Genomic DNA, 26,686 nt, shown 5'->3' on the forward strand with positions numbered 1-26,686 from the left:
ACCATGTCCAATCTCGATCTAACCAAGGAATTCGAAGGGCGCCGCGCGCTCGTCACCGGCGGTTCGCGCGGCATCGGCGCCGCGTCCGCGCAGCGTCTCATCGACGGCGGCGCCAAGGTTGTCGTCACCGCCCGCAACCGTCACGCGGAAACCCCAAAGGGCGCGATCTTCATCGAAGGCGACATGCGCACCAAGGAAGGCGCCGATGCGATCGGCAAGGCGGCCCTGAAGGAGTTGGGCGGTCTCGACATCCTGATCAACGCCGTCGGCGCCGCTCGCGTTCATCTGCCGAGCTCTGAAGCTATCCCGGACGAGGAATGGGTGGACTCGCTCAACGTCAACTTTCTGGCCACGTTGCGCGTGACCACCGCGGTACTCACGGCGTTGAAGCAGTCGCCGGCCGGCGTCATCGTCAACGTCTCCTCCGGCGGTCGGCTGCCGTACGGCGGTCCGCTGCTGCACTACGGGGCCGCCAAGGCCGCGCTGAACAGCTATACCGAGGGTCTTGCCAAGGATCTCGCTCCGCTCGGCATACGCGTCAACATCGTGACGCCCGGACCCATCATCACCCCCGGCGGCGACGAGGTGCGCAAGACGATCACTACGGCAATGGGCATCACCGACGAGCAGTTCTTCTCGACCGTTCCGCTCAAGGGACGCGCCGGCACGTCGGAAGAACTTGCCGAAGCCATCGTGTTCCTCGCATCGCCGCGAGCCTCCTACATCACCGGCCACAACACTTTCGTAAGCGGTGGCTTGGGCGAACTCGCCATCTGAATCAAACACGTGGCGTCCGGCTAGACCGGGCATCGCTGTTATTCCATACACCTCGAACTTGGCTGGAGGGACAATGATCGACCTTCACTACTGGACCACGCCGAACGGTCACAAGATTACGATGTTCTTGGAAGAGACGGGACTGCCGTACCGCATCGTGCCGGTCAATCTCGTCAGGGACGAGCAGTTCAAACCCGAATTCCTGAAGATCGCGCCCAACAACAAGATTCCGGCGATCGTCGACAACGATCCGATCGGCGGCGGAGAGCCGATCAGCCTTTTCGAGTCCGGCGCGATCCTGCTGTACCTCGTCGAGAAGACCGGCAAGCTGATTCCGAAGGACATCCGCGGCCGCATGGATGCGACGCAGTGGCTGTTCTGGCAGGTCGCCGGTCTCGGCCCGATGGCGGGCCAGTTGATCTTCTTCAAGCGTTCGACCGAGAAGCACCCCTTCGGCATCGAGCGCTACGGCAAAGAGACGCATCGCTTGTTCAGCGTCTTGAACAAGCGCCTGGCTGACCGGGAGTATCTTGCCGGCGGATATTCGGTCGCGGACATCGCGGCCTACACGTGGGCCGCTCCCTACAACCTCTTCGAACTCGATCTCGAGGAGTTTCCACACCTGGAGCGCTGGTTGGAGGCCGTCGCCTCGCGTCCGGCGACGGAACGCGCCTACGCGATCGCGAAGGAGATGAACCCGCAGGCGCCGCAGCCGGTCCGCCGCGCGCAACGCCTCGGGGCCAAGGCGAGCCTGAAGGCAAGCTGACCCACCACTGCCATATCGCCTCCCGTCATCTGCCCTGAAGGGGGAGTCGATCGCGGCGGCCGGCGCGCCCCTGCGCCGTCCGTCGAGAATCCTACCGAGCATACCAACAAGGAAAACCGACATGATCGATCTCTATACCGACGCCACCCCGAACGGACTGAAGGTGTCCATCGGACTGGAGGAGATGGGCCTCCAGTACAACGTGCATCACGTGTTCCTCGGCGGCGAACAGTTGACGCCGGAGTTCACCAAGCTGAACCCCAACAACAAGATCCCGGTGCTCGTCGACGACGGTCTCGTCGTCACCGAGTCCGGCGCGATCCTGATCTATCTCGCCGAGAAGACCGGCAAGTTTCTTCCCAAGGACCCCAAGGCCCGCATCAAGGCCATCGAGATGACGATCTTCCAGATGGCCTCCCTCGGCCCGATGATGGGGCAGCTCATGGTCTTCCGCGGACCGTGGCAGAACAAGGCCCCCGAAGTCTCCAACCGCTACTTCAAGGAAGTGAGCCGCATCTTCGGCGTGCTGAACACCCGGCTCGAAGGCAAGGAGTATCTGGCCGGCAGCGAGTACACGATCGCCGATATAGCCATGGTTCCCTGGGTGCGTGCAGCGGCGCTCCTTCCGTTCACGCAGGATCTTCCGGTCTCCGCGAACGCGAACCTGAAGGCGTGGCTGGACCGCGTCATGGCGCGCCCCGCCGTCCAGAAGGGTCTAACGATCCCCGAGCCGTTCCCGATGGAGAAGCAGTTCGAAGGCTTCATCAAGGCCACGGTCGGCTTGGGCGATCTGCATAAGTAAGGCCGATGTACGGAGCGCGACGACAAGCACTCCAATCCAGCGAAATCGGGCCCGCGCGACGCGAGCCCGATTTCCTTTCCGCTTCCGTGCAGGCGCGGATCAGCATTCTCGCCGCGGCGCTCCTGGTACCGTTGGATCGAAGCTCGCGGCCGAACACGCTCTGCGAGGAATTCCGCCGGGAGACGATCGCCATGTTCGTCGAACGGGTTCTCCATCACGACGGCGACGCCGCTGCGCGCTCGCCGAAACAATTCGAGCCGTCGGCGCTCGACCGCGTTCTTTCCGGCGACTGCTCCGGGCGGGATGCGCGATGACGTCCGATCGCCGCAAGAAGCGAAACCTCGCTGCCGTCGAGGCCTTAGCGACCGTGACCACGCCGGGCGGAGTCGAGCGCCTGACCGGGCCCGGCGGCTTGACGCGTGCGGATCTCGAGAGCGGTCCGATCCGCGACCTGATCGCACGCGAGGCCCGCTCCGGAGAGATGCGTTCGGATGCCGAACTCGATGCCTCGCGCGCCGAGACCTTCCGGGGTTTCGAAGGAGACGTCTGGGTCTTCGGCTACGGTTCGCTGATGTGGAATGCGATATTTGCGGTCGAGGAACGCCGCGTTGTCCGGATCAACGGTTATCACCGATCATTTTGCCTGCGTTCCACGGCCGGTCGCGGCTCACCAGAGAGACCCGGGCTAATGCTGGGCCTCGACCGCGGCGGGGCGTCGGTCGGCGTCGCGCTGCGGATGGCGCGTGAAAATATCGACTCCGAGCTGGCGCTGCTCTGGCGCCGCGAGATGTCGATCGGATCCTATTTGGCGAAATGGCTGCGCGCGAAAGGCAACGAAGGCGAAATCCGGGTGCTCGCCTTCGTCGCCAACCGCGGCGCCGACAACTACGTTGGATCGCTTCCGGAGGGGGAGACCGCCAGGCTGGTGGCCACCGGCGCCGGCTTCCTCGGGTCCAACCTCGACTACCTTGTCCGGACGCGCGAAAGCCTGATCCAGCACGGCATCTCCGACCGCAAGGTCGACAGCCTCATGCGCCGCTGCGCGTTGGGCAGTGAAGCGACGATAGAGGCAACGAGACACCCATTTAGAACCTGAATTTCTCTAATTCAGTCCGTCAGCCTTCAACGGCTGACTTAGATCGGCCAACTGAGAAGAGAGCCTAGTCGCCGATGGTATCACCGACCGGAAGGTCGACCGCCTCACCCGCGGGTGGGCAGCGGACAGGTAACGGCCGCCACTCGGGCGGCGCAATTCTCGGGAGGCTTCTAGATGGTCGATGTCTACGAACCGGGATCGCTCGCGGTCGCGCAACGGGAGGATCGCAGGCGTTGGATCGGGCTCGCCGTCCTGTTGACCGCGGTTTTCGTGTCGGTGCTCGACAATTTCATCGTCATCGTCGCCATTCCGAGCATCCGCAGCGATCTCGGCGCGACCTTCTCGCAAGTCGAATTCGTCGTCGCCGGCTACACGCTGACGTTCGCGCTCGGGCTCATCACCTCCGGACGGATGGGCGACAGGTTCGGCCGGCGGAGGATGTTCCTGATCGGATTTGCCGCGTTCACCGTCGCGTCCGGTCTGTGCGGGCTCGCGCCAACGGCCTTCAGTCTCATCGTATCCCGGCTCCTCCAAGGTATCGCCGGCGCGGTGCTTACGCCGCAGGTGCTCGCGCTGATCAAAGTGACGTTCGTCAGTCCGCGCGACCGCGCGACGGCTTTCGCCTGGATGGGCGTGGCGATCGGCATGGGAGGCATTCTCGGTCAGGTTCTCGGTGGCATCGTCGTGTCAGCCGATATCCTTGGGCTGCACTGGAGGCCTGTCTTCCTCCTCAACCTGCCGGTGGGCATCTGCGCGCTGCTCGTCGGCCCTGTCGTGCTCGACGAGTCCCGCGCGGCCGGTGGGCAGCGCCTCGACCTGGTCGGCGCCGCGCTCAGTTCGCTCGGTCTCGGGATGCTTCTGTTTCCGCTGATCGAGGGCCGCGAAGCCGGCTGGCCGGCGTGGTCGCTGATCATGCTGGTGTCTTCGTTTGCCGTGTTCGCGCTGTTCATGGCGCAGCAGCACCGGAAGACGATCGACGGCACTTCGCCGCTGCTCGACACCTCGTTGTTCCGCGACCGTGCATTCCCGGTCGGGCTGTTACTGATGCTGTTGTTCTTCGGAACGATCAGCCCGTACATTCTCACTTTCAGCTATCTCACGCAGATTGGGCTCGGTCTGTCCCCGGTGAAGTCGGCGCTCTACTTCTCGCCGATGGCGATCACCTTCGTGATCACGAACCTCATGGTCGGGCGCTTCGCCGGCACCGACGCCCGCAGGACGCTCTTCGCCGGCGCCGTTCTCGCCGCCGGCGGCACGGCGCTGGGGTATGTCGCCTGCGCTTTGATACCTGTGTCCACGTTCACGCCGGCCTACATCATCCCGGGACTGGCTGTGCTCGGCGTCGGGCAGGGGTTGTTCATGACGCCCGTGGTCAACGCCGTTCTCACGGAGATATCCGAAGCCCACACTGGAGCCGCTTCGGGAGTGCTGAACACCATGCAGCGCGTCGGCAACGCACTCGGCATCGCAATCCTTGAGATACCGTTCTTCTCGGTTCTCGATCACGCCCAGCATAGCGGGGTTTCGCCGGCCGAGGCCTACACGTCAGCGTTTGCGTCTGTCGCCGCGTGGCTGACCGTCGCCCTTGTCGCCGTCGTCCTGCTGCTCCGCTTTCTGCCGGCCGCACAGCGGAGCTAGTCGATTTCAACTACGCGCAAAGGTGCGCGAGGCAAATGCATTCAGAAACGATGCGATCTGCTGCTTCAAACCTTCGGAGTGCCTAGACGCTACAAACCGAATAGCAGAAATAGCCCTTTCGTCATCGTTCGCACCGTCGAACTGCTCTAACTTCGCATTCGCGTTTAGAAGCCGAGGGAAGAAGTTTATGTATCATTCCAGACATGCGCCCGTGGACCTCCGGGACTTCAAGAGCGAGGATCGATACAAATTCCTGATGGGAACGGTGATTCCGCGACCCATCGCCCTCGTCACGTCTCTGAACGACGATGGTGTGCTCAACGCGGCGCCTTTCAGTCAATTCGTCGTCGTCTCGGTCGAACCGCCATTGCTGGCCTTCGTCGCGCATGAATCGCCGACCGGGCACAAGGATACGGTCGCTAACGTTTTGAAATCGAAGGAATACGTCATCAATACCGTCAACGAGACGATGGCGTCGCAGGTACAGCAGTGCTCGGTCTCTTATCCGTCTTCGGTCAGCGAGGTAGCCGAGGTCGGCTTTCATGTCTTGCCATCGTTGAACGTACGCCCCCAGCGCATCGCCGAGTCGCACGTTCACTTCGAATGCCGACTGCATCGAGCGGTGAACTTCGGATCCGGAAACGAGGGAACGATCATGATCGTCGGCGAGGTTTTGGTCGCGCACACGGCGCAGGGCATCCTCTCCGGACACAGAGTCGACCACCAAGTGATGAATGCGCTCGGCCGCATCTCCGGTCGAAGTTATTGCCGAACCCACGAACGGATCGACGTCTGATGTTCGGGGAGAATGTGCGGATGAAGGACAAGATAAACGGCGCTAAAGTGGAAAAGCCGCGTACGGCGCTCGCGGGGATCCGCGTCGTGGATATGTCCGGTTGGAGTGGTCAATATTGCGGCAAACAGTTCGCGGATCTGGGCGCCGAAGTGATCATCGTCGAACCGATTGAAGGCTCGAGCGTCCGACGCGACGGCCCTTTTGTCGACGGAAAGGCGGGTCTCGAGCGCAGTATTCCATTCGCATACTACAATGCGGGGAAACGTAGCATTGCGATCGACCTCGACAACGCCGAAGGCCAGTCAATATTCAGACGGTTGATCCGCAACGCGGATTTGCTCATCGAGTCGGAAAAGCCTGGCGTGATGGCCTCCCGCGGCCTAGATTTCGCATCGCTATCCAAAGAAGCCCCGAAATTGGTGATGACGAGCATCACTCCCTTTGGCCAGACGGGGCCCTACGCGAACTACGAGAGCGAAGACATCGTCACGCTGGCTCTCGGCGGGCTGCTCTACCTCGGTGGATACGCCGACATGCCGACCGCGGTTCATGGAAATCAGGCGTACCTCTCGGCCGCTCAGTTCGCGTCCGTGGCCTCCATGATGGGGCTTCTTGCCGTCGAAGCCGCACCGGGCGCCGCGAATGGCAAGCAGATCGACGTATCCGTTCAGGAGTGCGTCGTCATGGGATTGGAAACCGCGATCCAGTTCTACGATCTTGAGAAATCGGTGCGGACGCGAGGAACGGGCCAGCTCAGCATGGCAGGCGTCGGCGTGTTCGGATGCGTCGACGGCGAGATTTACCTCATGGCGGGCGGGATCGCCTCCACTCGCTTCTGGGAAAACACAGCGAACTGGCTCATCGAAGAGGACGTGGCCGAAGCGGCGCAACTCCTGGACAAGAAATGGAATAGCCACGACTATCTCGCGACTCCGGAGGCAAAACGGATATTCAATTCGTTGTTCCAGCCGTTCGCAGCAAAGCGAACCAAGCTGGAGCTTTACGAGGCGGGGCAAGCCAAGCGCATTCCGATATGTCCCGTTTGTACGCCGAAGGATATCCTGGAAAGCCGCCAATTGGCTTATCGAAACTTCTTCGTCTCGCAGCGCCACGAGCAGACCGGGCGCCTCATGAGCGTTCCGGGCGCGCCTTACAGGTTGACGGCGACCCCTTGGATGGCTGCCGGTCCGTCGCCTCGGTTGGGCGAACACACCGCGGATATCTTGAGTGAACTGGGATACGACGCGGCCGCGCGAGCGGCGCTCCTGAAGCTGAGGGTCATCAATTGAACAGTCTGCCGTTGGAAGGCGTACGCGTAGCGGATTTCACCTGGATCGGAGCGGGATCGTTCACGACCAAATTACTCGCGGATCACGGAGCCGAAGTCATCAAGGTTGAAAGTCGTGAACGGATGGATTCGCTGCGAAGCAGCCGTCCCTACAAGAACGGAATCCCGGGCATAAACAGGAGCGGTTACTTCGCCGACCGCAACAGCAGCAAGCGAAGCATCACCCTGAATCTGAAAACGGAGGCAGGCCAGAATCTGGCGCGCCACCTTATCGCGCAGAGCGATATCGTCGCCAACAACTTCACGCCGGGCACGATGGAAAAATTCGGTCTCGGCTATGATGCGGTGAGAGGGCTCAAGAATGACATCATCTATATCTCGATGTCGATGCAGGGCGACTCCGGCCCGGAGAGCAAATATCTCGGATACGGACTTACGATCGGTGCCCTTACCGGACTCCAGCATCTGTCGGGCCTTCCCGAGCGCGAGCCCGCGGGGACCGGTACGAATTTCTCGGACCATATTCCGAACCCTTGCCACGCGGCTTTCGCGATACTCGCGGCTCTCCGTCACCGCCGTCGGACCGGCGAGGGCCAATACATCGACGTCGCGCAGACGGAACCGACCATCGCTCTGATCGGACCGACCATGATCGACTACAGCGTGAACGGAGCTAACACGGATCGTACCGGGAACGAGCGAGCACCGATCTCCCCTCACGGTGTCTATCCGTGCAGCGGGCAAGATAGGTGGATCGCCATATCGGCGAGTTCCGACCGTGCTTGGCGGGCGCTCGTCGAGGTCATAGGAACGCCCGATTGGTCGACGTATGAGGCCTACGCGACCGGTGTCGGACGATGGTCTCGGCGCAAAGAGATAGACGCTCATCTCGGCGCAAAGACCAAGGATTGGATCGCGGAAAAACTGATGGACCGCCTGCAAGATGCCGGCGTGGCCGCCGGCGTCGTCAATACGGCGGCCGACGTCGTCGATCGCGACACGCAGCTCGTGCACCGCGGCCATTGGGTAAAGTTGAACCACCCCGAGATGGGGCCGTCGATTTACAACGCTCCGCCATTTCGGATCATTGGGGCGTCGCCGGTCCCGCGGTCGCCTGCTCCCTTGTTGGGGCAGCACACGGACGAGATCTGCAGCGAGGTCTTCGGCCTCGGCGCTTCCGAGATCGAAGCATTCCGTCGCGACGGGGTCCTAAGCTGATGCGTGCGAACGCGGGCCCGACGATCGCGGCTTTCGCCTCCGGCTTCGACGCTTCACGTGTCGATCCGAGACACGTCCGCATTTGCGGGAGGGCCTTGGCAGATACCTTCGCCGTCGCGATCGCCGGTAGCAGAGAAGACTGTTCTGTAAAGGTGCGCCGCTACGTCGAGGGACTGTCTCAGGCGTCCGGGCGACACAGCGCCCGCATCGAAGGACGTGCCACCGTCTGGGGGGCATTTTCAGTTGCGACGGTTGAGGGGGCGGCTCTCGCGAACGGCGTGGCGGCTCACGCCCTCGACTTCGACGATGCGTCATCTCCCATGAGTGGTCATCCCAGTTCGGCACTTTTCCCCGCGCTCCTTGCACTCGGAGAGTCCCGAAACATCAGCGGTGCGCGGCTGGTGGCGGCCTACCTCATCGGATTCGAGATTTGCTGCCGGTTAGGGCGGGCACTCGATCCCGTTCACTATGCAAGGGGCTGGCATATGACGTCGTCGGTCGGCACCGTCGCCGCCGCCGTCGCGTGTGGCTACCTCATCGGTATGGATCCGACCCGCATTTGCCACGCGATCGGATTGGCGGTTGCCCAAACCGGCGGCAGCCGGGAGAACTTCGGGACGGACGCCAAGCCGTTTCAGATCGGGCAATGCAACGCCGCCGCGCTGCGTGCCGCGCTACTCGCGGAGCAGGGAATAACCGCCGCGCCGACAGCACTCGACGGCCCGACCGGGTACACCAAGCTCTATTCCAACGGTGAGGGTCTCGCAGCCGCACTGGATGGAATCGGCGAGCAGCCGCTCGAGATCGAGCGCAGTGGCATCGAGGTGAAGAAATACCCGGCGTGCTACGCGGTCCATCGTCCCCTGGATGGCCTTTTCCGTCTCATGCGATCCTCGAAGTTCAGCGCGAACGACGTGAATTCGGTTGATGTCGTCACAAGCAGCGGCGCCTTGGCATTGCTCCTTCCTGCACCTCCGCAGTCCGGGATGGAGGCGAAATTCAGCATGAGCTATGCGATCGCCGCCGCGCTCCTCGACGGCAAGATCGGCTTGTCGTCCTTCACCGATGAAGCGGTCAATCGTCCGAACGTGCGAAAGTTGATGAAACGCATCACGGCGCGAGAGAGCGATGGAGGAATGCTACCCCGGTTCGCGACGATAACTCTTCGACTGAAGACCGGAGAGGTCGTTTCACAGCGTGTCGACACGCTGCACGGTTCTCCGAGCTCGCCGTTGTCCGAGCCGGAGTTTCTGGAAAAGATAGAAGATTGTCTTTCGTGGGGTGGAAGTCCGATCCGCAGCAACGGCATCATGGATGCGACGGCAAACATTGCAAAACTCGATGTCGGGTCCCTGGTCGTCGCCCTGATGGCACCGGCACATTCAGCAAGGAGCGCCAATGGCCGTACTCTATGAGGTCGACGAGCAGGTCGCGACCATCACCCTGAACCGTCCGGATGCGATGAACTCGCTCGATCCTGAGACGCTCGCAGAAGTCAACGATGCCTTCCAGCGGTTAAACGCCGACGATGAAGTTCGCGTCGCGATCCTGACCGGGGCTGGCGACCGAGCCTTCTGCACCGGATCCGATTTGAAGAAGACAATGCCCCCGAAAGAAAGCTTTGCGGAGCTTATCTTCGGCAAGCCGAAATGGCTCTACCCGTTCGCGGGCTTGGAAATCGACAAACCTATGATCTGCGCGGTCAACGGATACGCGCTTGCCGGAGGAATGGAGCTTGCGTTGGCTTGCGATATCCGCATCGCTTCTGTGAATGCGCAATTCGGTCAGTCCGAGGTGTGCGTCGGAAGCATTCCTGCGGCGGGAGGCACGCAAAGGCTGCCGAGAATGGTCGGGCTTTCGGACGCCATGCTCATGATGCTGACGGGGGAACGCATCGACGCGGAGCAGGCGCTGCGGATCGGACTCGTCAGTCGCGTCGTTCCCCTCGAGGATCTCGCACGGACGGCAAGAGAGATCGCGCTGCGGATCGCCGCCAACGCGCCCTTAGCGGTCCGAGCGGTCAAACGTCTGGTCCGTGAAGGTCTCGATCTTCCATTGCTATCCGCTATTCAGTCCGAACAATTCGCGCTCGGACTACTGCGGGACACACAAGATCGTATTGAGGGTCGCCTCGCTTTTCAGGAAAAGCGCCGTCCCGTCTATCGCGGACGATGACATGAGCGATACGATCATTTTGGAGGAAAGACAGAACTTCGCGATCATTCGCCTGAACAGGCCGAGCAAGCGGAACGCGATGGATCGTGCCTCCCGCCGAGCTTTGCTCGAAGCGTTCGATCGGATACGCGGTCGTTTTCCAGCCGTCGTCCTGACGGGAGCCGGAGAGACATTCTGTTCGGGCGTCGACCTGAAAGAACACAAGGCGGACCTCGATCAGGGCGTTGCGCCGGACCGCGCAACTGATTGGATCGAGGTGGTTTTGGGCATCCGGCAACATCCCGCGATTTTCATCGCTGCGGTGAACGGCTTCGCCCTAGGTGGAGGCTCGACGCTGATCAGCGTGTGTGATCTGGCAATAGCCGCCGACGAGGCCGAAATCGGCATGCCGGAAATCGGCTTCGGCGCCTACCCGCAGTTTGCGGGACCTGGGACACAGAAGCAGTTGACCGCGAAACGCGCTGCCTGGCTGGCCCTTACCGCAGAGAGGATCGACGGCCGTACGGCCACCGACTGGGGAATGGTCAACCTATCCGTTCCGCGCACCGAACTCATGAGGGAATCGGAGCAGTTGGCCACCAGGATAGCCGGCTTCGATGCAAGCGCCCTGTCGGAGACGAAGACGGCGCTCGACATCATACCCGCGCGTATTTCGGATTGGCGGCACGCCTTCGAGTACGGGTTGGACGTCAACTCGCGCCTCCGCGAAAGCGGCAGACGTCAGTCCATGGCTGATCCGAAAGTTGCCGGGGTCGACGCTGGGCGCGAGTAAGAAGTCAAAAGCCCAAGTTACAAGGCCCGTTGGCCTGCAGGCGAGTCAGGTTGAAGGGATACATGGTATGAGAAACGTCGTCGTAGCTGGCATCGGCCAGACGGTTTTCGGGAAATTCCTGAGCCGGAGCGTTCGTTCGCTCGCCGAAGAAGCGCTCAGGGCCGCCGCTCAAGATGCGGGTATATCCGAAAAGGAGATAGAGACCGTATTCTTCGCGAATGCGCTGTCCGGCCTGGTAACGGGTCAAGAGACCGTTCGGGGACAAGTCGCGCTTCGATATACCGACTTGATGGGCAGTCCGATTGTAAACGTCGACAACGCTTGTGCATCGGGTTCTTCGGCCTTTCAACTCGCCTGGCTATCGGTCGCATCGGGCCAAACCGAAATCGCCTTAGCGATCGGCTCCGAAAAGCTGACGCACGAAGACAAGTCAGTCACCTTCGGGGCTTTCGCGGCCGGAGTGGACGTCGAAGAGCGGAGCAGATTGATGAAGGAGATGCCGGAGAACCGCTCATTGTTCATGGACATCTATGCGGATCGAGCTCGAAAATACATGGCCGCAAGCGGCGCGACCCAAGAGGACTTCGCGGGCGTATGCGTCAAGAGCAGGCGGGCCGGCTCCCTCAGTCCGTGGGCGCAATTCACTAATGAGACTACCGTTGAGGAGGTTCTCGGAAGCAGGGTGGTTCGTTCGCCTCTGACCCTCCTGATGTGCTCGCCCATCGCTGATGGCGCGGCTGCCGTCGTCTTGGTCAGTCAAAAGGTCGCAAGACGCCTGGGTTGTCGGCCGATCGTCGTCAGAAATTCAACTTTGGTTTCGGCAAATCACGATGGGGCAGATCCGAGTGCGGCCGAACGCGCGGGAAAGCTCGCATACGAAGCCGCCGGCATCGGTCCGGAAGAAATCCACGTCGCGGAAGTGCACGATGCGTCGGCCCCGGCGGAGATCATGCTCTACGAAAAGCTTGGCTTCGCCGAAAGGTTCAAAGGCGTCGAATTGCTTCGAAGTGGAGCCACTTCGATCGGAGGGCGGCTGCCGGTAAATCCGGGAGGAGGTCTTCTGAGCCGAGGCCATCCGGTCGGCGCGACCGGCCTCGCTCAGATTGTAGAGCTTACGACTCAACTGCGAGGTGCCGCGGGGGCCAGGCAAAGGGAGGGAGCAAAGGTAGCGTTGGCAGAGTGCTCAGGGGGGCAGATCGGCATGGACTCGGCGTTGGCTTCGGTCTCTATTCTAACAGCGTGAAAGTTCGCCAAAGCACCTTCTGCTGGCTACCACCGCCGTGGGCATGGCCTGGAAGGTCTTGTCTTCGGGTTGTGGTCATACGGCTATGGAAATCAAGCAACTGCGTTATTTCGTCAAAGTTGCCGAGCTCAACAGCGTAGGTCGGGCCTCCGACCTTCTCAACATCGCCCAGCCGACATTGAGCCGCCAGATCCGGGCGCTTGAACTCGAATTGAAGACAGATCTGTTCGCGCGTAACGGACGGGGAGTGACACTTACGGTGCTGGGACGCCGATTCCTCGAACATGCGCGGGGCATTCTTCATGCCACCGACTCGGCGATGGACGCCCTCAACGAAGGCAAGACAGCCTATGATGGGAAGGTAGTGACCGGATTCACCCCGAGCGTTGGCCGAACGATGATCCCTTCCTTCACGGAACAGTTCGTCGAGCGATTTCCCAAGGCTTCGCTAAGTATCGTGGAAGGTTACTCGAGCGCCCTGACCGAACAGGTGCTGATGGGTAAACTGGATTTCGCGATCCTGCTGAATCCGGTCGCGTCTCCGAACCTGCTTATAGATCCCATCGCGACCGAGAACCTCTATCTGATCGGCGCGACCCCGCTGGGACAAAAGCCACGAGAGGTCAAACTGGAGCAACTCGCGGATATCCCTCTCATCATGCCGTACACCATGCATACGATACGTCCGCTGCTGGAGTACGAGGCGGCACGCCTCGGGATCTCGTTGAACATCTCGCTCGAAATCGATGCGGTCCGTTCAATCGTCGATCTGGTCGAAAAGGGAAGCGGATATACGGTGATGCCGCTCAATTCTGTGCGGCGCGACAGCCATCCCAGGCTTAGCTGGCAACGCATCGTCAAGCCCGTGATTGAAGTGACGATCTGCCTCGTCCGACCTGTAAGAGGTGCCCAAACCGCGCTACCGACCGAGGCCGCAGCCCTTGCGCGCAGCACCCTCGTTGGATTGCTCGAGGAATCGAAGCACGGCTGACTTCGTTGGTTGTGCCTTGCGGACGCGCGGCCCCCCGTCCCGTGGTTACCTCCAATCGACCGAAAGTGGATAGCAGAAAGAAAGATTCCGTCATTGTTCGCGTTCGTCAAAGCACTATCGTTTTCCCGACGGGGGATGCCGTCAGCGCAAACTTCGCGCAGATGAAAAAGCCGCGCCGTTCGCCTCGGGCAAACCCCGACGGCGACCGGCACAGTCGAAAAGAGGGAATCTGATGACGGCGACCGCTTCTTTATCGCCTGAGGTCGCCAAAGGACCCGGCCTTACGCGCCTTTCGCGGATGGCAACGAAAACGGTCATCGCGGGGGCGCTTGGCGAAGGCCTGGAGATCTACGATTTCTTGGTCTTCAGCTTCTTTGCGGTCTACATTTCGCGCGCTTTTTTCCCCTTGCAAGGACCGACACAAAGCCTGCTGCTGACAGTCGCAACCTTGGGGCTGGGGTTTGTCACCCGGCCGCTGGGTGCCTTCTATCTTGGCATGTACGCGGATCGGTTTGGCAGAAAGAAAGTTCTCACCCTTACCATGTGGCTGATGGGCGGTGCCACGCTCGGGATCGCATTGCTTCCGGCATACGACCGGTTGGGCACGACCGCTCAAGTCCTATTGGTTCTCGCTCGCCTCGTTCAGGGCTTCGCAAGCGGCGGTGAAGTCGGCTCCGCCGCGCTGCTGATGATGGAGGCGGCGCCACCCGAGCGACGAGGGCTGGCCATGAGTTGGCAGGTCACTTCGCACTCGATCTCGTATATCGCCTCCGGAGTAGTTGGTTCCTCTCTCACATGGCTTCTGACCAAGGAGCAAATGTTCGAGTTTGGCTGGAGAATTCCATTTGCGATCGGCTTTCTGATCGTTCCAGCTGGGATCTATATCCGGAAGAACATTGATGAGACGTTGGACACAGGACGGCACGTCCGGTCTCAAGGCGAGATCGTGAGAGGCCTGCTGAACCGGCAGCAGCTCCCACTTGTGCTGATCACGATCTTCTTTATCGGCGGGGTCGCGATAAACCAATATCTCTTCACCTACATGACAACTTTCGCGATTGTCACGCTGAAGCTATCTGCTTCGACAGCGATGCTGGTACCCGTGTTTATCGGCGTGTTCGGCGCCCTCGCGGGAATATTGGGCGGTTATTGCGTGGATAGCCTCGGGCGGCTCGCCATCAATGTCGTCCCGCGGCTTCTTCTGGCCATCCTCGCCTTTCCGGCGTTCTATATCATCGTTGCGTCGCGCGATGATCGCGTGTTCTTGGCGATCATCTCGCTGCTGACCGTTCTCCACATGAGTTGTACGGCCTTGCTGAACATGGTCGTTGCGGAAGCGTTTCCTCCTACGGTCCGTGCGATGGCGGTTTCGACGACTTACGCAGTCGGCCTGGCTATCTTCGGTGGTAGCGCGCAGTTCGTAGCTACCAGCGTCTTGTCCTACACCGGCGACCCGCGCTCGATCGCAGGCGTATTTGTGCTGGCGAGCTTGATGAGCCTGGTCGCCTACATTTCGATCTATCGACGCGCAAACTACCGAGCTCAACAGCTATCGAAATAGCGGTCGTTCGGCTTCACAGCGAAGTCTCGGCCGGCCGTAACGGGAGACCGAAATGCCTTCGTGGAAGTCCGAAATTCTGATTGGGCCCTTGCTGGCCGTCACATGTCTTTTGGCTGCGACGACGCCATCGACCGCGGAAAAGAAGTACGATCCGGGAGCGTCGGATACGGAGATAAAGATCGGAAATATCATGCCGTACAGCGGCCCTGCCTCGGCGTATGGCGTAATCGGCAGCGCGATGGCCGCGTACTTCAAGATGATCAATGAAGCCGGTGGGATCAACGGGCGCAAGGTCGATTTCCTGTCGAACGATGACGCTTACAGTCCACCCAAGACGGTGGAGCAGGCGAGGAAGCTGGTCGAGAGCGACGGCGTTCTATTCATCGCGGGCTCCTTCGGGACCGCGGGCAACGGCGCGATCCAGAAATACCTGAATCAAAAGCACGTGCCCCAACTGTACGTCGTGTCCGGAGCATCCCGCTTCAACGATCCGAAGCAGTTCCCATGGACGATGGGTCTCGGTGCGACGTACAAGGTCGAGACCGGCATCTATGCGCACTACATCTTGCAGGAGAAACCTTCCGCAAAGATCGCCGTCCTGTATCAGAACGACGATGCCGGGAAGGACCTGCTCAAAGGTCTCAAGCTGGGACTTGGCGACAAGGCCGGCTCGATGATCGTCGCCGAAAGTTCCTATGAGGTGTCGGAGCCGACGATCGACGCTCATATCGTGCAGTTGAAGTATTCCGGTGCCGATGTGCTCCTCAGTCTGGCGACCCCGAAGTTCGCAGCGCAGAGCATCAAGAAGGCGAGCGAACTGGATTGGCATCCCCTGCATTTCCTGCCGGTGGTATCTTCCTCGGTCGGGGCCACGTTGGCGCCGGCCGGAATTCAAAACTCGCAGAACGTGATTTCGGCGGCGTTTCTCAAGGACGCCTTAGATCCTCAATGGGCGAATGATCCGGGCATGAGGAAATATCTCGAGTTTCTAGCTAAAGGTATGCATGGAGCGGACAGATCCGATGGGCTGTTGGCGACCGGATACACCGCTGCGCAAGCCGTCGAGATGGTCCTGCGACGATGCGGAGACGATCTTACGCGCGAGAACGTCATTAAGCAGGCGGCGAGTTTCGATCATGTCTCGTTGGATCTGTTTTTGCCGGGTATCGAGATCAACACCGGCCCAGCGGATTACGACGCCATCAAAGATATGCAACTAATGCGTTTCGAAGGTGCGTCTTGGAAACTGTTCGGTCAGCTAATTCGGGAAGCTCCGAAGGAGTGATGGCGCTGCGGCGTGGGCGGGAGGGAAATCGGCTCCTTCCATCACCTGGCGAAACCGACCGAACGCTTCAACGGGTTGTGGCTCGAAGGGCTCCGGCCGGCAGTTTGGCCACCCGGGTCGCTGCATCCGAACGGCGGGGAATGGCAGTATTGGATCAACGGCAAGGGTCGCATGACCGTGTTCCCCGGCCTGGATGCAAATCGGCGCGATAGAACCGACCCCACCTAGATCAGTGGTGTCAAAGGCTTAGCTTGCCGATCGGCGTCGGACCCCCGCGCCGATTCACAGTCTCCTCTTAAACGCGGACACCACGACGATTCGCATTGCGTCATCCTTCGGCGCTAATGCGTGCTTGCCGCCCAGGATTCGGAAGGCGACGACGATCGAAATGCATTTCGACCGCCTCAATTCTTCGCCGTTGCGGTGACGACTTCCCCGAACAAATGCCACCTGTCGCCCACGAACCGCATGAGTTGCATGTCTTTTATCGGGCTGTAGTCCTCGGCTCCGGTATTGATGGTGATGCCTGGAATAAGCAGATCGGCCTGAAATCCCTTCAGGTTTGCCGCCTGCTTCATGACGTTCTCTCGCGTGAGGTCGTTGTCGCACTGTTTCAACACTTGAACCATCGCCTGCGCAGCCAGATAGCCTGAGGCGGCGACGTTGTCTGCCCGATCTACACCCGGCATGCCCTTTTCGAGGAACTCAAGATACCGCTTCATACCTTCATCGTTTCCCCACTGGGGATCGAGGGCATCCTTGAGGTAGGTCCCCGAAATTATGCCCTGTGTTTTGTCAAAGCCTGCCGGCTTAAGAGTGGCTCCCACGGAGGACGATACGTTCGGAATGACAAAGAGCGGATGCCAACCGAGTTCGAAAGCCTTTTTTATGCTCTGTGCGGCGAACTTCGGGGTCGCGAAACTTACCAACACGTCGGCGCCCGAAGTCTTGAGTTCGACCACATGCGACTCGATGGTCGGTTCAGAGACCTCATAACTCTTTTCCGCCACTATCATCTTCGAGTTCTCGCCCAGTCCGTTCTTCAGCCCCTTCAGAAGCTCCTTTCCGGCGTCGTCGTTTTGATACAGGACGGCGATTTTCGCACCCGGTCTCTCCGCCACAATGTACTTTGCGTAGATCGCTCCCTCAGTGGCATACGATGTGCCCAAGCCCATCGTCCACGGAAAGGCCTTCGGATCGTTCCACTTGTCGGCGTAGGACGCCACGAATAACTGCGGTACCTTCTTTCCGTTTAGGTACTTGGCGATCGCAGAATTGGACGGTGTACCCACCGGACTGAATATCAGGAGTACTTCATCGCTTTCGACGAGCTTTCTGGCCTGTTCGACGGCCTTCGGCGGACTATAGGCGTCGTCGTAGCTGATGAAGACGATCTTGCGGCCGTTAACGCCACCCTCGTCATTCACCTTCTTGAAGTAGGCGGCCTCGGCCTTTCCGAACATCGAGTAGGCGGATGCCGGACCGCTGTAGGGAGCAATGTTACCGATCTTTATTTCCTTGTCGGTTACCCCGGGTCCGTATTTTTCCGCCGCGCCTGCCGTTGGCGCCGACAGGCTCAGAGCGCTGAATACCGCGAGGCCTGCGGCGAACCGTGCTTTGGAAGCGGGCATGTATATCCCTCCCGATCGTTGCATGGGTCCACCTGCCCACGATGGGAACGCGGGACCTATCGAGAGACATGATGAGTCGCATTGACGAGAAAGTCAATTTATAGTATTTAAAAGTCATTCTGGCATGAGAGGCAGGAGTACCGAATCTGCTTCCGAAGCGACGAGAGCCTTCGCGGCGAAACAACACAACACGAATCGAAGGTCTCAGCGAACATGACCGATACCGTCTCTTCGGCCGTCGTCAATCGGGCGATCACCTCACGACGCTCCGTGCGCGCCTTTCTGGGAAAGAGTATTCCGCGGGAAGACATCGAGACCGTTCTGGATATCGCCTCGCGAGCTCCGTCAGGAGCGAATGCCCAGCCTGGGAAGGTCCATGTTCTTACGGGCGAAGCGTTGCCGAGCCTCTCCGAATTCCTCTTGGCTCGACACAATGCGACCGGAGGCCCGGGAGTCCAACCGCGGTCCTATGGTCGAGGCCGCGAGGCCGCATCGAGGCAAGCACCAGAAAACCTGCTCGTGTGCTCGAAAAGATTCCGATGGGACGAATGGGGCGGCTCGAAGAGGGGGCTGCCATGATCGCCTGGATGGCGTCCGACGAATGCTCCTTCACTACCGGGTTCGGATTCGACCTATCGGGAGGAAGAGCGACTTACTAGCAAGGAATCATTCATCTTTCGGGCCGCCTCGCAGCTTCGCAAGAGCATCGAGTATTTCTTCGGTATGCTCGCCCAGCGCCGGAGCCGGCTTGAGCGGCGGCCGCGAAAACGCTGAAAAAAGTAACGGCTGGCGGACGTACACCTCCGATTTGCCTGCCGAATCCGCAACCGTGTCAAACAACCCGCGATCCTGAAAATGGCGGTCGTTCGCAACGTCTTCCAGGCCGTTGATCGGAGACCATGGGATCCTGTGCGCATCGAAAAGGTTCGCCCAGTGCACCAACGGCTGCGTGGAGATGCACTGTGCGACCAACGCGCGAAGCGCCGGCGACTGTTTCAGTCGTGCGCCGAACTTCAGTCCGGCGTGTTCCGGGAGGTTTATGGCCTGACAGAGACTATGCCAGAAGTTGTCCTCGTATGCGATACTGAGAGTCAGCGCTCGCCCGTCCGAGCAGTCGAAGCTCCCGTAGGCGGGGCCCGAGGAGATATCCAGAGCGAGGCCCTTGTTCATGGCTGGCACGATCCATGGCATCATCAGAGACACCAAAGTATCCGCCATCGACACGTCGATATAGGTGCCCTTGCCTGTCGCATCTCTCGCGTAGAGGGCGGTTACGATCGATAGGGCGGCGAAGACCCCGGAGGCCAGATCGGCCCAGGGCGTGATCGGCGTGCCCGCGGCGCGTCTTGCTTGGTCCGCCATCAAGCCGGCGATAGCCTGGGTCGAAACGTCATGTGCAGGTCGATCGCGGTAGGGACCTGTCTGTCCAAACCCGGAGATCGATGCGTATATTAGGTCGGGTTTGACCGCGCGCAGCGTGTCGTAGTCTACCCCGAGCTTGGTGACGGTACCCGGCGCATATCCCTCCACGACGACATCGGCGGCCGCGACGAGTCCCACGAACTTCTCCTTATCTTCCGGCTTCTTCAAATTGAGACAGATGCTTCGCTTGTTGTGGGCGAGCGACGCGAACACATGAGGCCACGACCGCGCAGGGTCGCCCGCGCCGGGACGCTCGACGAGAACCACGTCGGCGCCTAGTTCCGCCAATAGCATCGTCGCGAAAGGGCCCGGTAGGGTCTCGGCAAGCGACAGTGTGACGACTCCGTTCAATGGTCCTGTCATCGTTTTGGTTCTCCACAGCAACACGAGGCGCCCATTCCGCAATGGGCGCCGGTGACAACGAGATCGTCATCGCCAACCGCACGGATCGCTCGCCGCCTGCATTGACTATAGCGTCAATTTTCCAGATTTACTAGTCATTATTTCGAAGGGACATCAGCATGGTGAAAGCTTCAGGTTAGGCATAACCCTCGAACGAAAGCGTCCTTCACGGCGACGGAGGTCTGGTCCACGGAATTTTCCAGCAGCGTCATGTGCGGACCTTGGTCCGCTCCGCGATTACGCGCGGTCGCGAAATCGCCGCTTCGTCGGGCGAGGGCAGGAGCCCCCCCATCGCGATGTCCACGATCTGTTCGGCCACTTCCGCACCCGAGAGACGTCCATTCGGGGAGTACCAGGATGGGATGGCATGGACCGCGCCGACGACGGTGAATACGGCCAGTTCGGCATCTAGGCGGCGCAAGCTGCCATCCCGCATACCGTCCTCTACGATCGCGACGAGGCGCGAGTTGAGTTTGCGACGGTTTGCCTTGACGAAGCGACGGTCCTGTTGGCGCAAAGCGCCGGTCTCGTTGATGATGCCGCAAGCTCCCAACTCTTCGCTGATCGCCGTTGCGTAAGTCGTCAAGACGGTTCGCAATCTCTCTGCCCCGCTATCGCCCGGGCGGCAGGCCTCGAGCGCACGCTGTGCGACGTTCAACGCAAGCTTGTGGCACTCGAAAAGAATCTCCTGCTTGTCGCGTACGTAGTTGTAAAGGGTGCCCTTCGAAACCTCGAGGACACGTGCAACCTCGTCAAGGGAGGCGTTGTGGAACCCGTCCCTGCTAAATATCCGGCCCGCTTCGCGGACGATCGCGTCGCGTTTCATGCGTGAAATTTCGTCGTTTGTCTGCGAAGCGTTCTTCCAGTGGGCCATCATTTACCGTTCGGTCAGTTCTTACTCTCCAACAATATCAATATTTTGGCGCATTGCCAGATTCCAAGTTCCCAAGGTGGACCAAAAAGCGAGGCGAGCGATCCCTTCGGCGTTTTAACGGTCAACGCGTACCCCATCTCCGGGTCTGCGCCGCCCCTTGGCGTGGTTCTGCCGTCCATGTGACCGAAAAGGAGAAGGCACTACCAGGAGCTCTTGACCTCGCGACCCGAATAGCGGCAAACGCGCCCATTCCAAGCACCGAGGATTCCAACGAAGGACCGCAGGCGTTTGCAGAGAAGCGCCCGCCTGTCTGGTCTGATCGATGATTTGTTTCGAAACGCAAGCCATAGTCCAGTCCACAATTGGACTCTGCGCTCACGCCGATAACGCTCGAGGTGCGTAGGATCTCATGGTTCACGAAGTTGCGCGGCGACGAAGTCCGCGAAAGCGCGCGCCGACGCTTTCGCAGCCCGTCCGGCCGGTAGAATCACGTTAATGTCGGACGATCCAATTTCCCAGTCCGGTAGAACCCGAACGAGGGTCGGGATTCCAGCTCGGCCTGGATGCTTCTTTCTCCAGTGGAGAAGATTCTCAATCCTGCGATCGCAGCAGTCGTCGCAGCTTCGGTGGCATTGATGACGAGGCGTCCTTGCACGCGAACCGACGTCGTCTTTCCGTCCCTGTGGAATGACCAGCCCTCGGAGCTACCGCCGGCTGGACCGACGATGAGTGTGTGCTTGGTCAAATCGGCAGGGTTGAGAGGCGTTCCGGCTCTGAAAAGGTACACCGAAGAGACGACGATTACCCGGTGAACTGTCCCAATCTTGCGAGCAACAGCGGTGCTGTCGCTCAAAATCCCGATGCGGACCGCCACGTCTACCGAATCTCCTCTCAAATCGTGCCGTGCGCCCGACCAACGTGAATTCGATCCGCAGCTTCGGGTGCTGGTCGATGAAACCAGCGAGGCGTGGCATCATTGTCTTGCTGGCGAATATGGGGGATGTTGCGACCCCTAGCGCGCCGCGCAGCTCCCCAGTGCCCGCGCGGCATCGTCCGCCTCGTCGAGAGCTGCGAGAATCATCTCCGAACGAGCGAGGTAGTCGGCGCCGGCCTCGGTGAGGGTCACTGCACGCGTACCGCGCGTCAGCAGCGCCACCCCGACCCGCTTTTCGAAAGCCGCAACGATTCGGGACGCCGTTGGCTGCGTCACGCCCATCTCGCGCCCCGCGACCGAGAAACTGCCGCTGCGAGCGACCCGAATAAAAAGCTGTATGGCGGTAGAGCGATCATTCATACAGAAATCGCATTTTAGAAAGTTGTTTTTTAAGACTACCGCTAAATTCTGTATAACCCAAATTATGTGAGCAGCCCCAAATACATGATGGGTCTGAGGAAGGACCGGCACTTCTTGACCCTCTTTGCGCCCTTCAAACTTGGTCAAATCGCACTCAAGAGCCGTATCGTCATGGCCTCCATGACTCGGGGGAGGACGACCAACCCAGGACACGTCCCGAACGAATTGCAAGTGGAGTACTACCGGCAGCGCGCCAGCGCCGGCTTAATCTTGACAGAGGGAACTTGGGTGAGCCGGGACGCGATCGGATTCATCAATGTACCGGGCCTGTTTACGCCCGCGCAAGTTGATGGCTGGCGCAAGGTAACTGAGACGGTCCACCAGGAAGGGGGCGTAATCTTCGCCCAACTCGCTCATTCGGGCGCCGTCTCGCACCCGGATTTTTTCGGCGGACTTTCACCGCTCGCTCCCTCGACGGTCAATCCAGGCCTGCGCGCTTTCACACCCGAGGGATTCAAGGACACGGTGACGCCCCGTGCGATGACACTTGACGACATACAGCGCACGGTCGCTGATTACGCGGCAGCGGGTCGTAACGCGCGCGACGCTGGCTTCGACGGCGTCGAGGTGCACTGCGCAACCACTTATCTTCTCCCGCAATTTTTAAACAGCGAACAGAACACCCGCCAAGACGCCTATGGCGGCAACGCCGAGAAACGCTGCCGCATCGTCGTCGAGATTCTTGAGGCACTAATTTCCGCTTGGGGACCTCGGCGGGTGGGCGTGAAGATCAGCCCTGCTCTCAGTCAGGGTGGATTTCGTCCCACCGAGCAAACGGTCGAAACCTATGACCATCTCGTCAGCGCGCTCAATCGCCTGGCGCTGTCACATCTCCACGTCGTTCGCGCAGCAGGCGACCTAACCAACTCTCCCATTGCCGCGCTACAGGACACGGTTGGCTACTATCGCGAGCGGTTCGAGGGGCCGATTATTGCCAACTTGGGTTTCGACAGGGCCGCGGCCATGGCTGCGATCGGTGGCGGCGCTGCGGACCTGGTCTCGTTTGCTAAGCCATTCATCAGCAACCCCGACCTCGTTCGCCGGTTTGAACACAATCTTCCGCTCGCGCCCCCGGTGGCCGACACTTTCTACCAGGGGGGAGAAAAAGGGTACGTCGATTATCCACCCTCAGAGTGAGATTCGCGCGGGAGCATCGTGAACCGAAAGAGCTTCAGCCAAGAGGGACTACACAATTCCAAATCCTGAAGAGGCAATACACTATGCTCGATCTTTACACCGACGCCACACCGAACTGCCCAATACCCACAACGATGCGGGGAATGCAATGAAGTTTGCAAGATTCGGCGCCACTGGATTAACCGTCTCGAAGCTGTGCCTAGGAACCGCGACCTTCGGAAAGCAGACGGAAGAGGTCGAGGCTCAGCGGATTCTGGAAAAAGCAGCCGACGCCGGCGTCGACTTCATCGATACTGCGGACGGCTATCCGATGGGTGCCGATTTCGCTTCGGTCGGACGAACCGAGGAGATCGTCGGCAGGTGGCTCAAGGGGCGGCGGGGTCGTTTCATCGTTGCCACCAAAGGCGGCGCCCCGATGGGGCCGTCGAGGTGGGACCAGGGCACGTCGCGCAAACATCTGCTCGACGCCATCGACAGTTCGCTTCGCCGGTTGGGTACCGACTACGTCGATCTCTACCAGCTTCACTTCGACGATCAGACGGTTCCGATCGACGAGACTTTGCACGCGCTCGAGTCGATTTTGAGTTCCGGGAAAGCCCGCTATGTCGGCACTTCGAACGTCCTGGCATATCGCTTGGCGCGCGCGTTAGGACGTTCTGATGTGCTTGGCGTTGCTCGGTTCGCATCCGTTCAACCTCGGTACAATCTGCTATTCCGCGAAATCGAGCGCGAACTTCTCCCGCTCGTGCAGGAAGAGAATCTGGCAGTCATCCCGTTCAATCCGCTCGCCGGTGGGATGTTGACCGGCAAGCACAAATTCGACATGCAGCCGGAGGCGGGACGCTTCTCCGGCGAGGTCGGGCAATTCGGCGCCGTGTATCAGCAGCGCTACTGGCACGAACGCGAATTTCAGACCATCGCGGAACTCGACTCCATTGCGAAAGGCGTCGGACAGCCCCTGTCGACGATCTCCATCGCGTGGTTGCTGGCCAATCCCGCCGTCACGTCGGTCGTCCTCGGCGCGAGCCGCGTCGATCAGTTGGACGCGACCTTGGCGGCGGCCCAATTTGAGATGAGTGCGGATCTGAAGAAGCGGCTCGACGACCTGACGGTCGAGTTCCGCCGAGGCGATGCGGCCCGTTAGCAACGGAGAATTCAACGGTCGACCTGAAAGATTTCACTGGTCCCAGCGATCGCTGGAACGGATCGCAGCCTGCGGCGCTGGATATTTTTGGCAGTGCTGCTCACTGCCGTCTTCGTCGCTACGCTGGACAATTTCATCGTCCTCGTCGCGATCCCGAGCATCAGAACCGACCTGGGCGCGACCTTCGCGCAGGCCGAATTCATCGTCGCCGGCTACACGTTGACCTTCGCGCTTGGCCTCATCACCAGCAACGGTCTCGGCTACAGGTTCGGCCGCCGTCGAATGTTCCTGATCGGATTCACGTCCTTCACCGTCGCATCGGCGTTGTGCGGCGCGGCTCCCACTCCGTCCAGCCTAATCGTATTTCAGTCGTACAGGGTATCGCCGGCCCAATGCTGACACCTCAAACGCTGGCAATCATCCGGGTGACCTTCATCGAGGCCCGCGACGGCGTTCGCCTGGATGGCCGTAACGCTCGGCCTCGGCGGCGTGCTCGGCGGCTTCGTCGCCTCCGCGGATTTCTTCGGGCTTTCGATCAACCTTCCCGTTGGCATCTTCGCGCTAACGGTAGGCCCGTTCGTTATCGACGAATCCGCGCCCCGGGCGTCCAGAGACTCGACTTGATCGGTGCCGCGCTAAGTTCGCTTAGGCTCGGGCTTCTGCTTTACCCCCTGATCGATGGGCGGGAGGCCGGCTGGCCCTCCTGGACTTGGGCGATGTTGGGCGCGTCCTCGATCGTTCTGGGAGTTTTCGTCGTCCATCAACACCGCAAATCCGTGGCGAAGACCTCTCCATTGCTTGACACGGAGCTCTTCTTCGATCGGGCCTTCTGCGTCGGCCTTTTGCTCATTTTGTTGTTCTATTGGACGTCAACATCGACCGGCAGAAGGGCCGGTCGAGCGCGTAAACCCGTCCGGCGGCGGCTTATCCAGCAGCTTCCGAATCCGCTTGTCGGTCGTCTTTGCAAAAGATCAGCCCTCCCTCTTCGTGGACCGCGTCGGTTACCCTCTGCCAGCCAGCCCTTTGCTCCGTGGAGAGACCGGGAACGTTGATGAAGCCTATGCTCTGTGGGCTGACCCAATTTGTCTCGGTGAAGATGAGCCCTGCAAGATGCCCTCTGCTTATAATATGCTATCTGCAAGTCGCCTGGGACGAGCCCGGGATTCCTTGCGCGGCCCCTCGTCATCGAGGCCATGGCCACCCGATTTCTTAAGGCGAGCCCACCCATCGTGTAGGGCGTCATCAGGGGATGATGATCAGTCCGTTTATCGCGGCATCTGCCTTCTACAATTGCTGATCTCTCTTCGCCGGGTCCTCAAGCTTCGCAGAGCATCGCCGCTTTCCGCGTAAGGCGCAGCTGCGACCAACTGTGCGCTCCACGCTCGCTCGCGAGCTCGGGAGAGCATTCCTCCTAGCGTTCGGCCTGCGGCCAACAGCACAGCTGCTCGCCAACCCGCTCGCGCTAGAGTGCCTTGTGATCACGCACCGCTTCTTCGAGCGAAAGTTTGATCGCCAGGAACGCCTCGTCGACCTGCCCGGGATCTTCTCGGTTGAGCGCGACGACTTGGGCGCGCTCTTTACCTCCGCGGGTCACTTCAAACGCATTAGCCTCGATCCCTGCAATCACCGCAGCTGCGACGCTTGCCGCGCTCTCCATGAAATAGCCGCTCTCCGGTCCCGCTTTCGAGGTCGCCATCATAGGCGTCTCCGTGGCTCCGGGATAAACCACGAGCACGTGCACACCTTCGCCCTTCAGCTCTCTGCGAAGCGATTCGCCGAACCGCACCAGGCCTGACTTCGTGCCCGCGTAGGGGGAATAGAAGGGAACGCCCGTTACCGCGCTGCTTGATGCTATGTTGACCACCATGCCTTCGCGGCCTTTTCTCAGCTCAGGAAGACATGCTCTCGTCAGCAGTATTGGAGCCACAAGGTTGGTTTCGATCATTGCGCGAATCTCGCGCTCGGAGATGTTCTCAAGCCGTCCGGCGCGGACTGCGCCGGCGTTGTTGACCAAAATGTCCAAGCCGCCCAACCGATCACGCGTAGCTTCGAGCATCTCGGCGCGACCATCCCCCGTCGCGACGTCGGCGACCAGCGGAATAACCTCGCCTTTTGCGTCCGCCAGCCCACGAGCGGCTCGTGAGAGCCGCTCGGTGTTGCGACCTGTGATAATCAGGCGAGCCCCTTTAGCGAGAGCCGACCTCGCGATCTCAAAACCGATGCCACTCGATCCGCCGGTAACGAGGATGCGCTTTCCAGCCAACTTCATCGTAGTTCTCCCTCGGGTCGCGGCTCGACGTCGGGCGCGACCAGC

The 26,686-nt window shown here is 60.3% G+C and carries 27 protein-coding genes and 1 pseudogene; 21 read left to right on the forward strand and 7 right to left on the reverse strand.

Going from position 1 to position 26,686, the window contains the following annotated elements; genetic code table 11:
• The first annotated feature begins 3 nt into the window (after positions 1-3).
• The 16 genes from ACP2YO_RS07860 (at position 4) to ACP2YO_RS07935 (ending at position 16,408) form a co-directional block, all read left to right on the forward strand.
• On the forward strand, positions 4-777 hold the full coding sequence (locus ACP2YO_RS07860; RefSeq protein WP_426440360.1) for an oxidoreductase: 774 nt from the start codon (positions 4-6) through the stop codon (positions 775-777).
• A gap of 73 nt (positions 778-850) precedes the next feature.
• Positions 851-1,543: a glutathione S-transferase N-terminal domain-containing protein gene (locus ACP2YO_RS07865; RefSeq protein ID WP_426440361.1), complete on the forward strand. Its 693-nt coding sequence runs from the start codon at positions 851-853 to the stop codon at positions 1,541-1,543.
• A 121-nt stretch (positions 1,544-1,664) separates the two neighbouring features.
• On the forward strand, positions 1,665-2,345 hold the full coding sequence (locus ACP2YO_RS07870) for a glutathione S-transferase family protein (RefSeq protein WP_426440362.1): 681 nt from the start codon (positions 1,665-1,667) through the stop codon (positions 2,343-2,345).
• Between the two features lie 191 nt (positions 2,346-2,536).
• Positions 2,537-2,659 carry a hypothetical protein gene (locus tag ACP2YO_RS07875; RefSeq protein ID WP_426440363.1) on the forward strand — a complete coding sequence of 41 codons (123 nt, stop codon included), beginning with the start codon at positions 2,537-2,539 and terminating at the stop codon, positions 2,657-2,659.
• The gene (locus tag ACP2YO_RS07880; protein ID WP_426440364.1) at positions 2,656-3,441 is read left to right on the forward strand and encodes a gamma-glutamylcyclotransferase; all 786 of its coding nucleotides are present in this window, start codon (positions 2,656-2,658) and stop codon (positions 3,439-3,441) included. The genes ACP2YO_RS07875 and ACP2YO_RS07880 overlap by 4 nt, the downstream gene beginning before the upstream one ends.
• Positions 3,442-3,615: 174 nt before the next feature.
• A complete protein-coding gene (locus tag ACP2YO_RS07885; RefSeq protein WP_426440365.1) occupies positions 3,616-5,079 on the forward strand; it encodes an MFS transporter in 1,464 nt (487 codons plus the stop codon).
• Between the two features lie 256 nt (positions 5,080-5,335).
• On the forward strand, positions 5,336-5,875 hold the full coding sequence (locus tag ACP2YO_RS07890; protein WP_426440366.1) for a flavin reductase family protein: 540 nt from the start codon (positions 5,336-5,338) through the stop codon (positions 5,873-5,875).
• Between the two features lie 20 nt (positions 5,876-5,895).
• Positions 5,896-7,164, forward strand: a complete 1,269-nt coding sequence (locus ACP2YO_RS07895; protein ID WP_426440367.1) for a CaiB/BaiF CoA transferase family protein — start codon at positions 5,896-5,898, stop codon at positions 7,162-7,164.
• Positions 7,161-8,381, forward strand: a complete 1,221-nt coding sequence (locus tag ACP2YO_RS07900; protein WP_426440368.1) for a CaiB/BaiF CoA transferase family protein — start codon at positions 7,161-7,163, stop codon at positions 8,379-8,381. Before ACP2YO_RS07895 ends, ACP2YO_RS07900 begins: the two co-directional genes overlap by 4 nt.
• A complete protein-coding gene (locus ACP2YO_RS07905; RefSeq protein WP_426440369.1) occupies positions 8,381-9,796 on the forward strand; it encodes an MmgE/PrpD family protein in 1,416 nt (471 codons plus the stop codon). Before ACP2YO_RS07900 ends, ACP2YO_RS07905 begins: the two co-directional genes overlap by 1 nt.
• Positions 9,780-10,556, forward strand: coding sequence for an enoyl-CoA hydratase/isomerase family protein (locus ACP2YO_RS07910; RefSeq protein WP_426440370.1), 777 nt, complete (start codon positions 9,780-9,782; stop codon positions 10,554-10,556). Before ACP2YO_RS07905 ends, ACP2YO_RS07910 begins: the two co-directional genes overlap by 17 nt.
• A 1-nt stretch (position 10,557) precedes the next feature.
• Positions 10,558-11,328: an enoyl-CoA hydratase/isomerase family protein gene (locus ACP2YO_RS07915; RefSeq protein WP_426440371.1), complete on the forward strand. Its 771-nt coding sequence runs from the start codon at positions 10,558-10,560 to the stop codon at positions 11,326-11,328.
• Between the two features lie 67 nt (positions 11,329-11,395).
• The gene (locus tag ACP2YO_RS07920; protein WP_426440372.1) at positions 11,396-12,571 is read left to right on the forward strand and encodes a thiolase family protein; all 1,176 of its coding nucleotides are present in this window, start codon (positions 11,396-11,398) and stop codon (positions 12,569-12,571) included.
• Between the two features lie 85 nt (positions 12,572-12,656).
• Complete coding sequence (locus tag ACP2YO_RS07925) at positions 12,657-13,562, forward strand: LysR family transcriptional regulator (RefSeq protein WP_426440373.1); 906 nt, start codon at positions 12,657-12,659, stop codon at positions 13,560-13,562.
• Between the two features lie 232 nt (positions 13,563-13,794).
• Positions 13,795-15,123 (forward strand): MFS transporter, encoded by a 1,329-nt coding sequence (locus tag ACP2YO_RS07930; protein WP_426440374.1) that lies wholly within the window; start codon positions 13,795-13,797, stop codon positions 15,121-15,123.
• Positions 15,124-15,175: 52 nt separating this feature from the next.
• A complete protein-coding gene (locus tag ACP2YO_RS07935; protein ID WP_426440375.1) occupies positions 15,176-16,408 on the forward strand; it encodes an ABC transporter substrate-binding protein in 1,233 nt (410 codons plus the stop codon).
• 404 nt (positions 16,409-16,812) lie between these two features.
• On the opposite strand, the gene ACP2YO_RS07940 is transcribed toward ACP2YO_RS07935, so the two are convergent.
• Positions 16,813-18,039, reverse strand: a complete 1,227-nt coding sequence (locus tag ACP2YO_RS07940) for an ABC transporter substrate-binding protein (protein WP_426440376.1) — start codon at positions 18,037-18,039, stop codon at positions 16,813-16,815.
• A 213-nt stretch (positions 18,040-18,252) separates the two neighbouring features.
• Here ACP2YO_RS07940 and ACP2YO_RS07945 point away from each other — a divergent pair, with 213 nt between their 5' ends.
• Positions 18,253-18,618, forward strand: coding sequence for a nitroreductase family protein (locus ACP2YO_RS07945; protein WP_426440377.1), 366 nt, complete (start codon positions 18,253-18,255; stop codon positions 18,616-18,618).
• Positions 18,619-18,705: 87 nt separating this feature from the next.
• Here ACP2YO_RS07945 and ACP2YO_RS07950 read toward each other — a convergent pair whose 3' ends face one another.
• The 4 genes from ACP2YO_RS07950 to ACP2YO_RS07965 form a co-directional block, all read right to left on the reverse strand.
• Positions 18,706-19,824 carry a CaiB/BaiF CoA transferase family protein gene (locus ACP2YO_RS07950; RefSeq protein WP_426440378.1) on the reverse strand — a complete coding sequence of 373 codons (1,119 nt, stop codon included), beginning with the start codon at positions 19,822-19,824 and terminating at the stop codon, positions 18,706-18,708.
• A gap of 247 nt (positions 19,825-20,071) precedes the next feature.
• The gene (locus tag ACP2YO_RS07955) at positions 20,072-20,740 is read right to left on the reverse strand and encodes a TetR/AcrR family transcriptional regulator (RefSeq protein WP_426440379.1); all 669 of its coding nucleotides are present in this window, start codon (positions 20,738-20,740) and stop codon (positions 20,072-20,074) included.
• A gap of 484 nt (positions 20,741-21,224) precedes the next feature.
• A complete protein-coding gene (locus tag ACP2YO_RS07960; protein WP_426440380.1) occupies positions 21,225-21,611 on the reverse strand; it encodes a LysR substrate-binding domain-containing protein in 387 nt (128 codons plus the stop codon).
• Positions 21,612-21,749: 138 nt separating this feature from the next.
• Positions 21,750-22,031 (reverse strand): LysR family transcriptional regulator, encoded by a 282-nt coding sequence (locus tag ACP2YO_RS07965; RefSeq protein WP_426440381.1) that lies wholly within the window; start codon positions 22,029-22,031, stop codon positions 21,750-21,752.
• Positions 22,032-22,145: 114 nt separating this feature from the next.
• On the opposite strand from ACP2YO_RS07965, the gene ACP2YO_RS07970 reads away from it, so the two are divergent.
• The 4 genes from ACP2YO_RS07970 to ACP2YO_RS07985 all read left to right on the forward strand — a co-directional run bounded on the left by ACP2YO_RS07970 (position 22,146) and on the right by ACP2YO_RS07985 (position 24,996).
• Positions 22,146-23,228: an alkene reductase gene (locus ACP2YO_RS07970; RefSeq protein ID WP_426440382.1), complete on the forward strand. Its 1,083-nt coding sequence runs from the start codon at positions 22,146-22,148 to the stop codon at positions 23,226-23,228.
• A gap of 148 nt (positions 23,229-23,376) precedes the next feature.
• Entirely contained in the window at positions 23,377-24,372 is a 996-nt protein-coding gene (locus ACP2YO_RS07975) for an aldo/keto reductase (protein ID WP_426440383.1), read from the forward strand.
• Between the two features lie 93 nt (positions 24,373-24,465).
• Positions 24,466-24,771 (forward strand): MFS transporter, encoded by a 306-nt coding sequence (locus ACP2YO_RS07980; RefSeq protein WP_426440384.1) that lies wholly within the window; start codon positions 24,466-24,468, stop codon positions 24,769-24,771.
• 63 nt (positions 24,772-24,834) lie between these two features.
• A complete protein-coding gene (locus ACP2YO_RS07985; RefSeq protein WP_426440385.1) occupies positions 24,835-24,996 on the forward strand; it encodes a hypothetical protein in 162 nt (53 codons plus the stop codon).
• A gap of 541 nt (positions 24,997-25,537) precedes the next feature.
• Here the strand turns inward: ACP2YO_RS07985 and ACP2YO_RS07990 are convergent.
• A pseudogene (locus ACP2YO_RS07990) lies at positions 25,538-25,615 on the reverse strand (hypothetical protein); the annotation flags it as partial.
• Positions 25,616-25,834: 219 nt separating this feature from the next.
• Entirely contained in the window at positions 25,835-26,641 is an 807-nt protein-coding gene (locus tag ACP2YO_RS07995; RefSeq protein WP_426440386.1) for an SDR family NAD(P)-dependent oxidoreductase, read from the reverse strand.
• Between the last annotated feature and the right edge of the window lie 45 nt (positions 26,642-26,686).

This window comes from Bradyrhizobium genosp. P (assembly GCF_049949265.1).
Classification (GTDB): domain Bacteria; phylum Pseudomonadota; class Alphaproteobacteria; order Rhizobiales; family Xanthobacteraceae; genus Bradyrhizobium.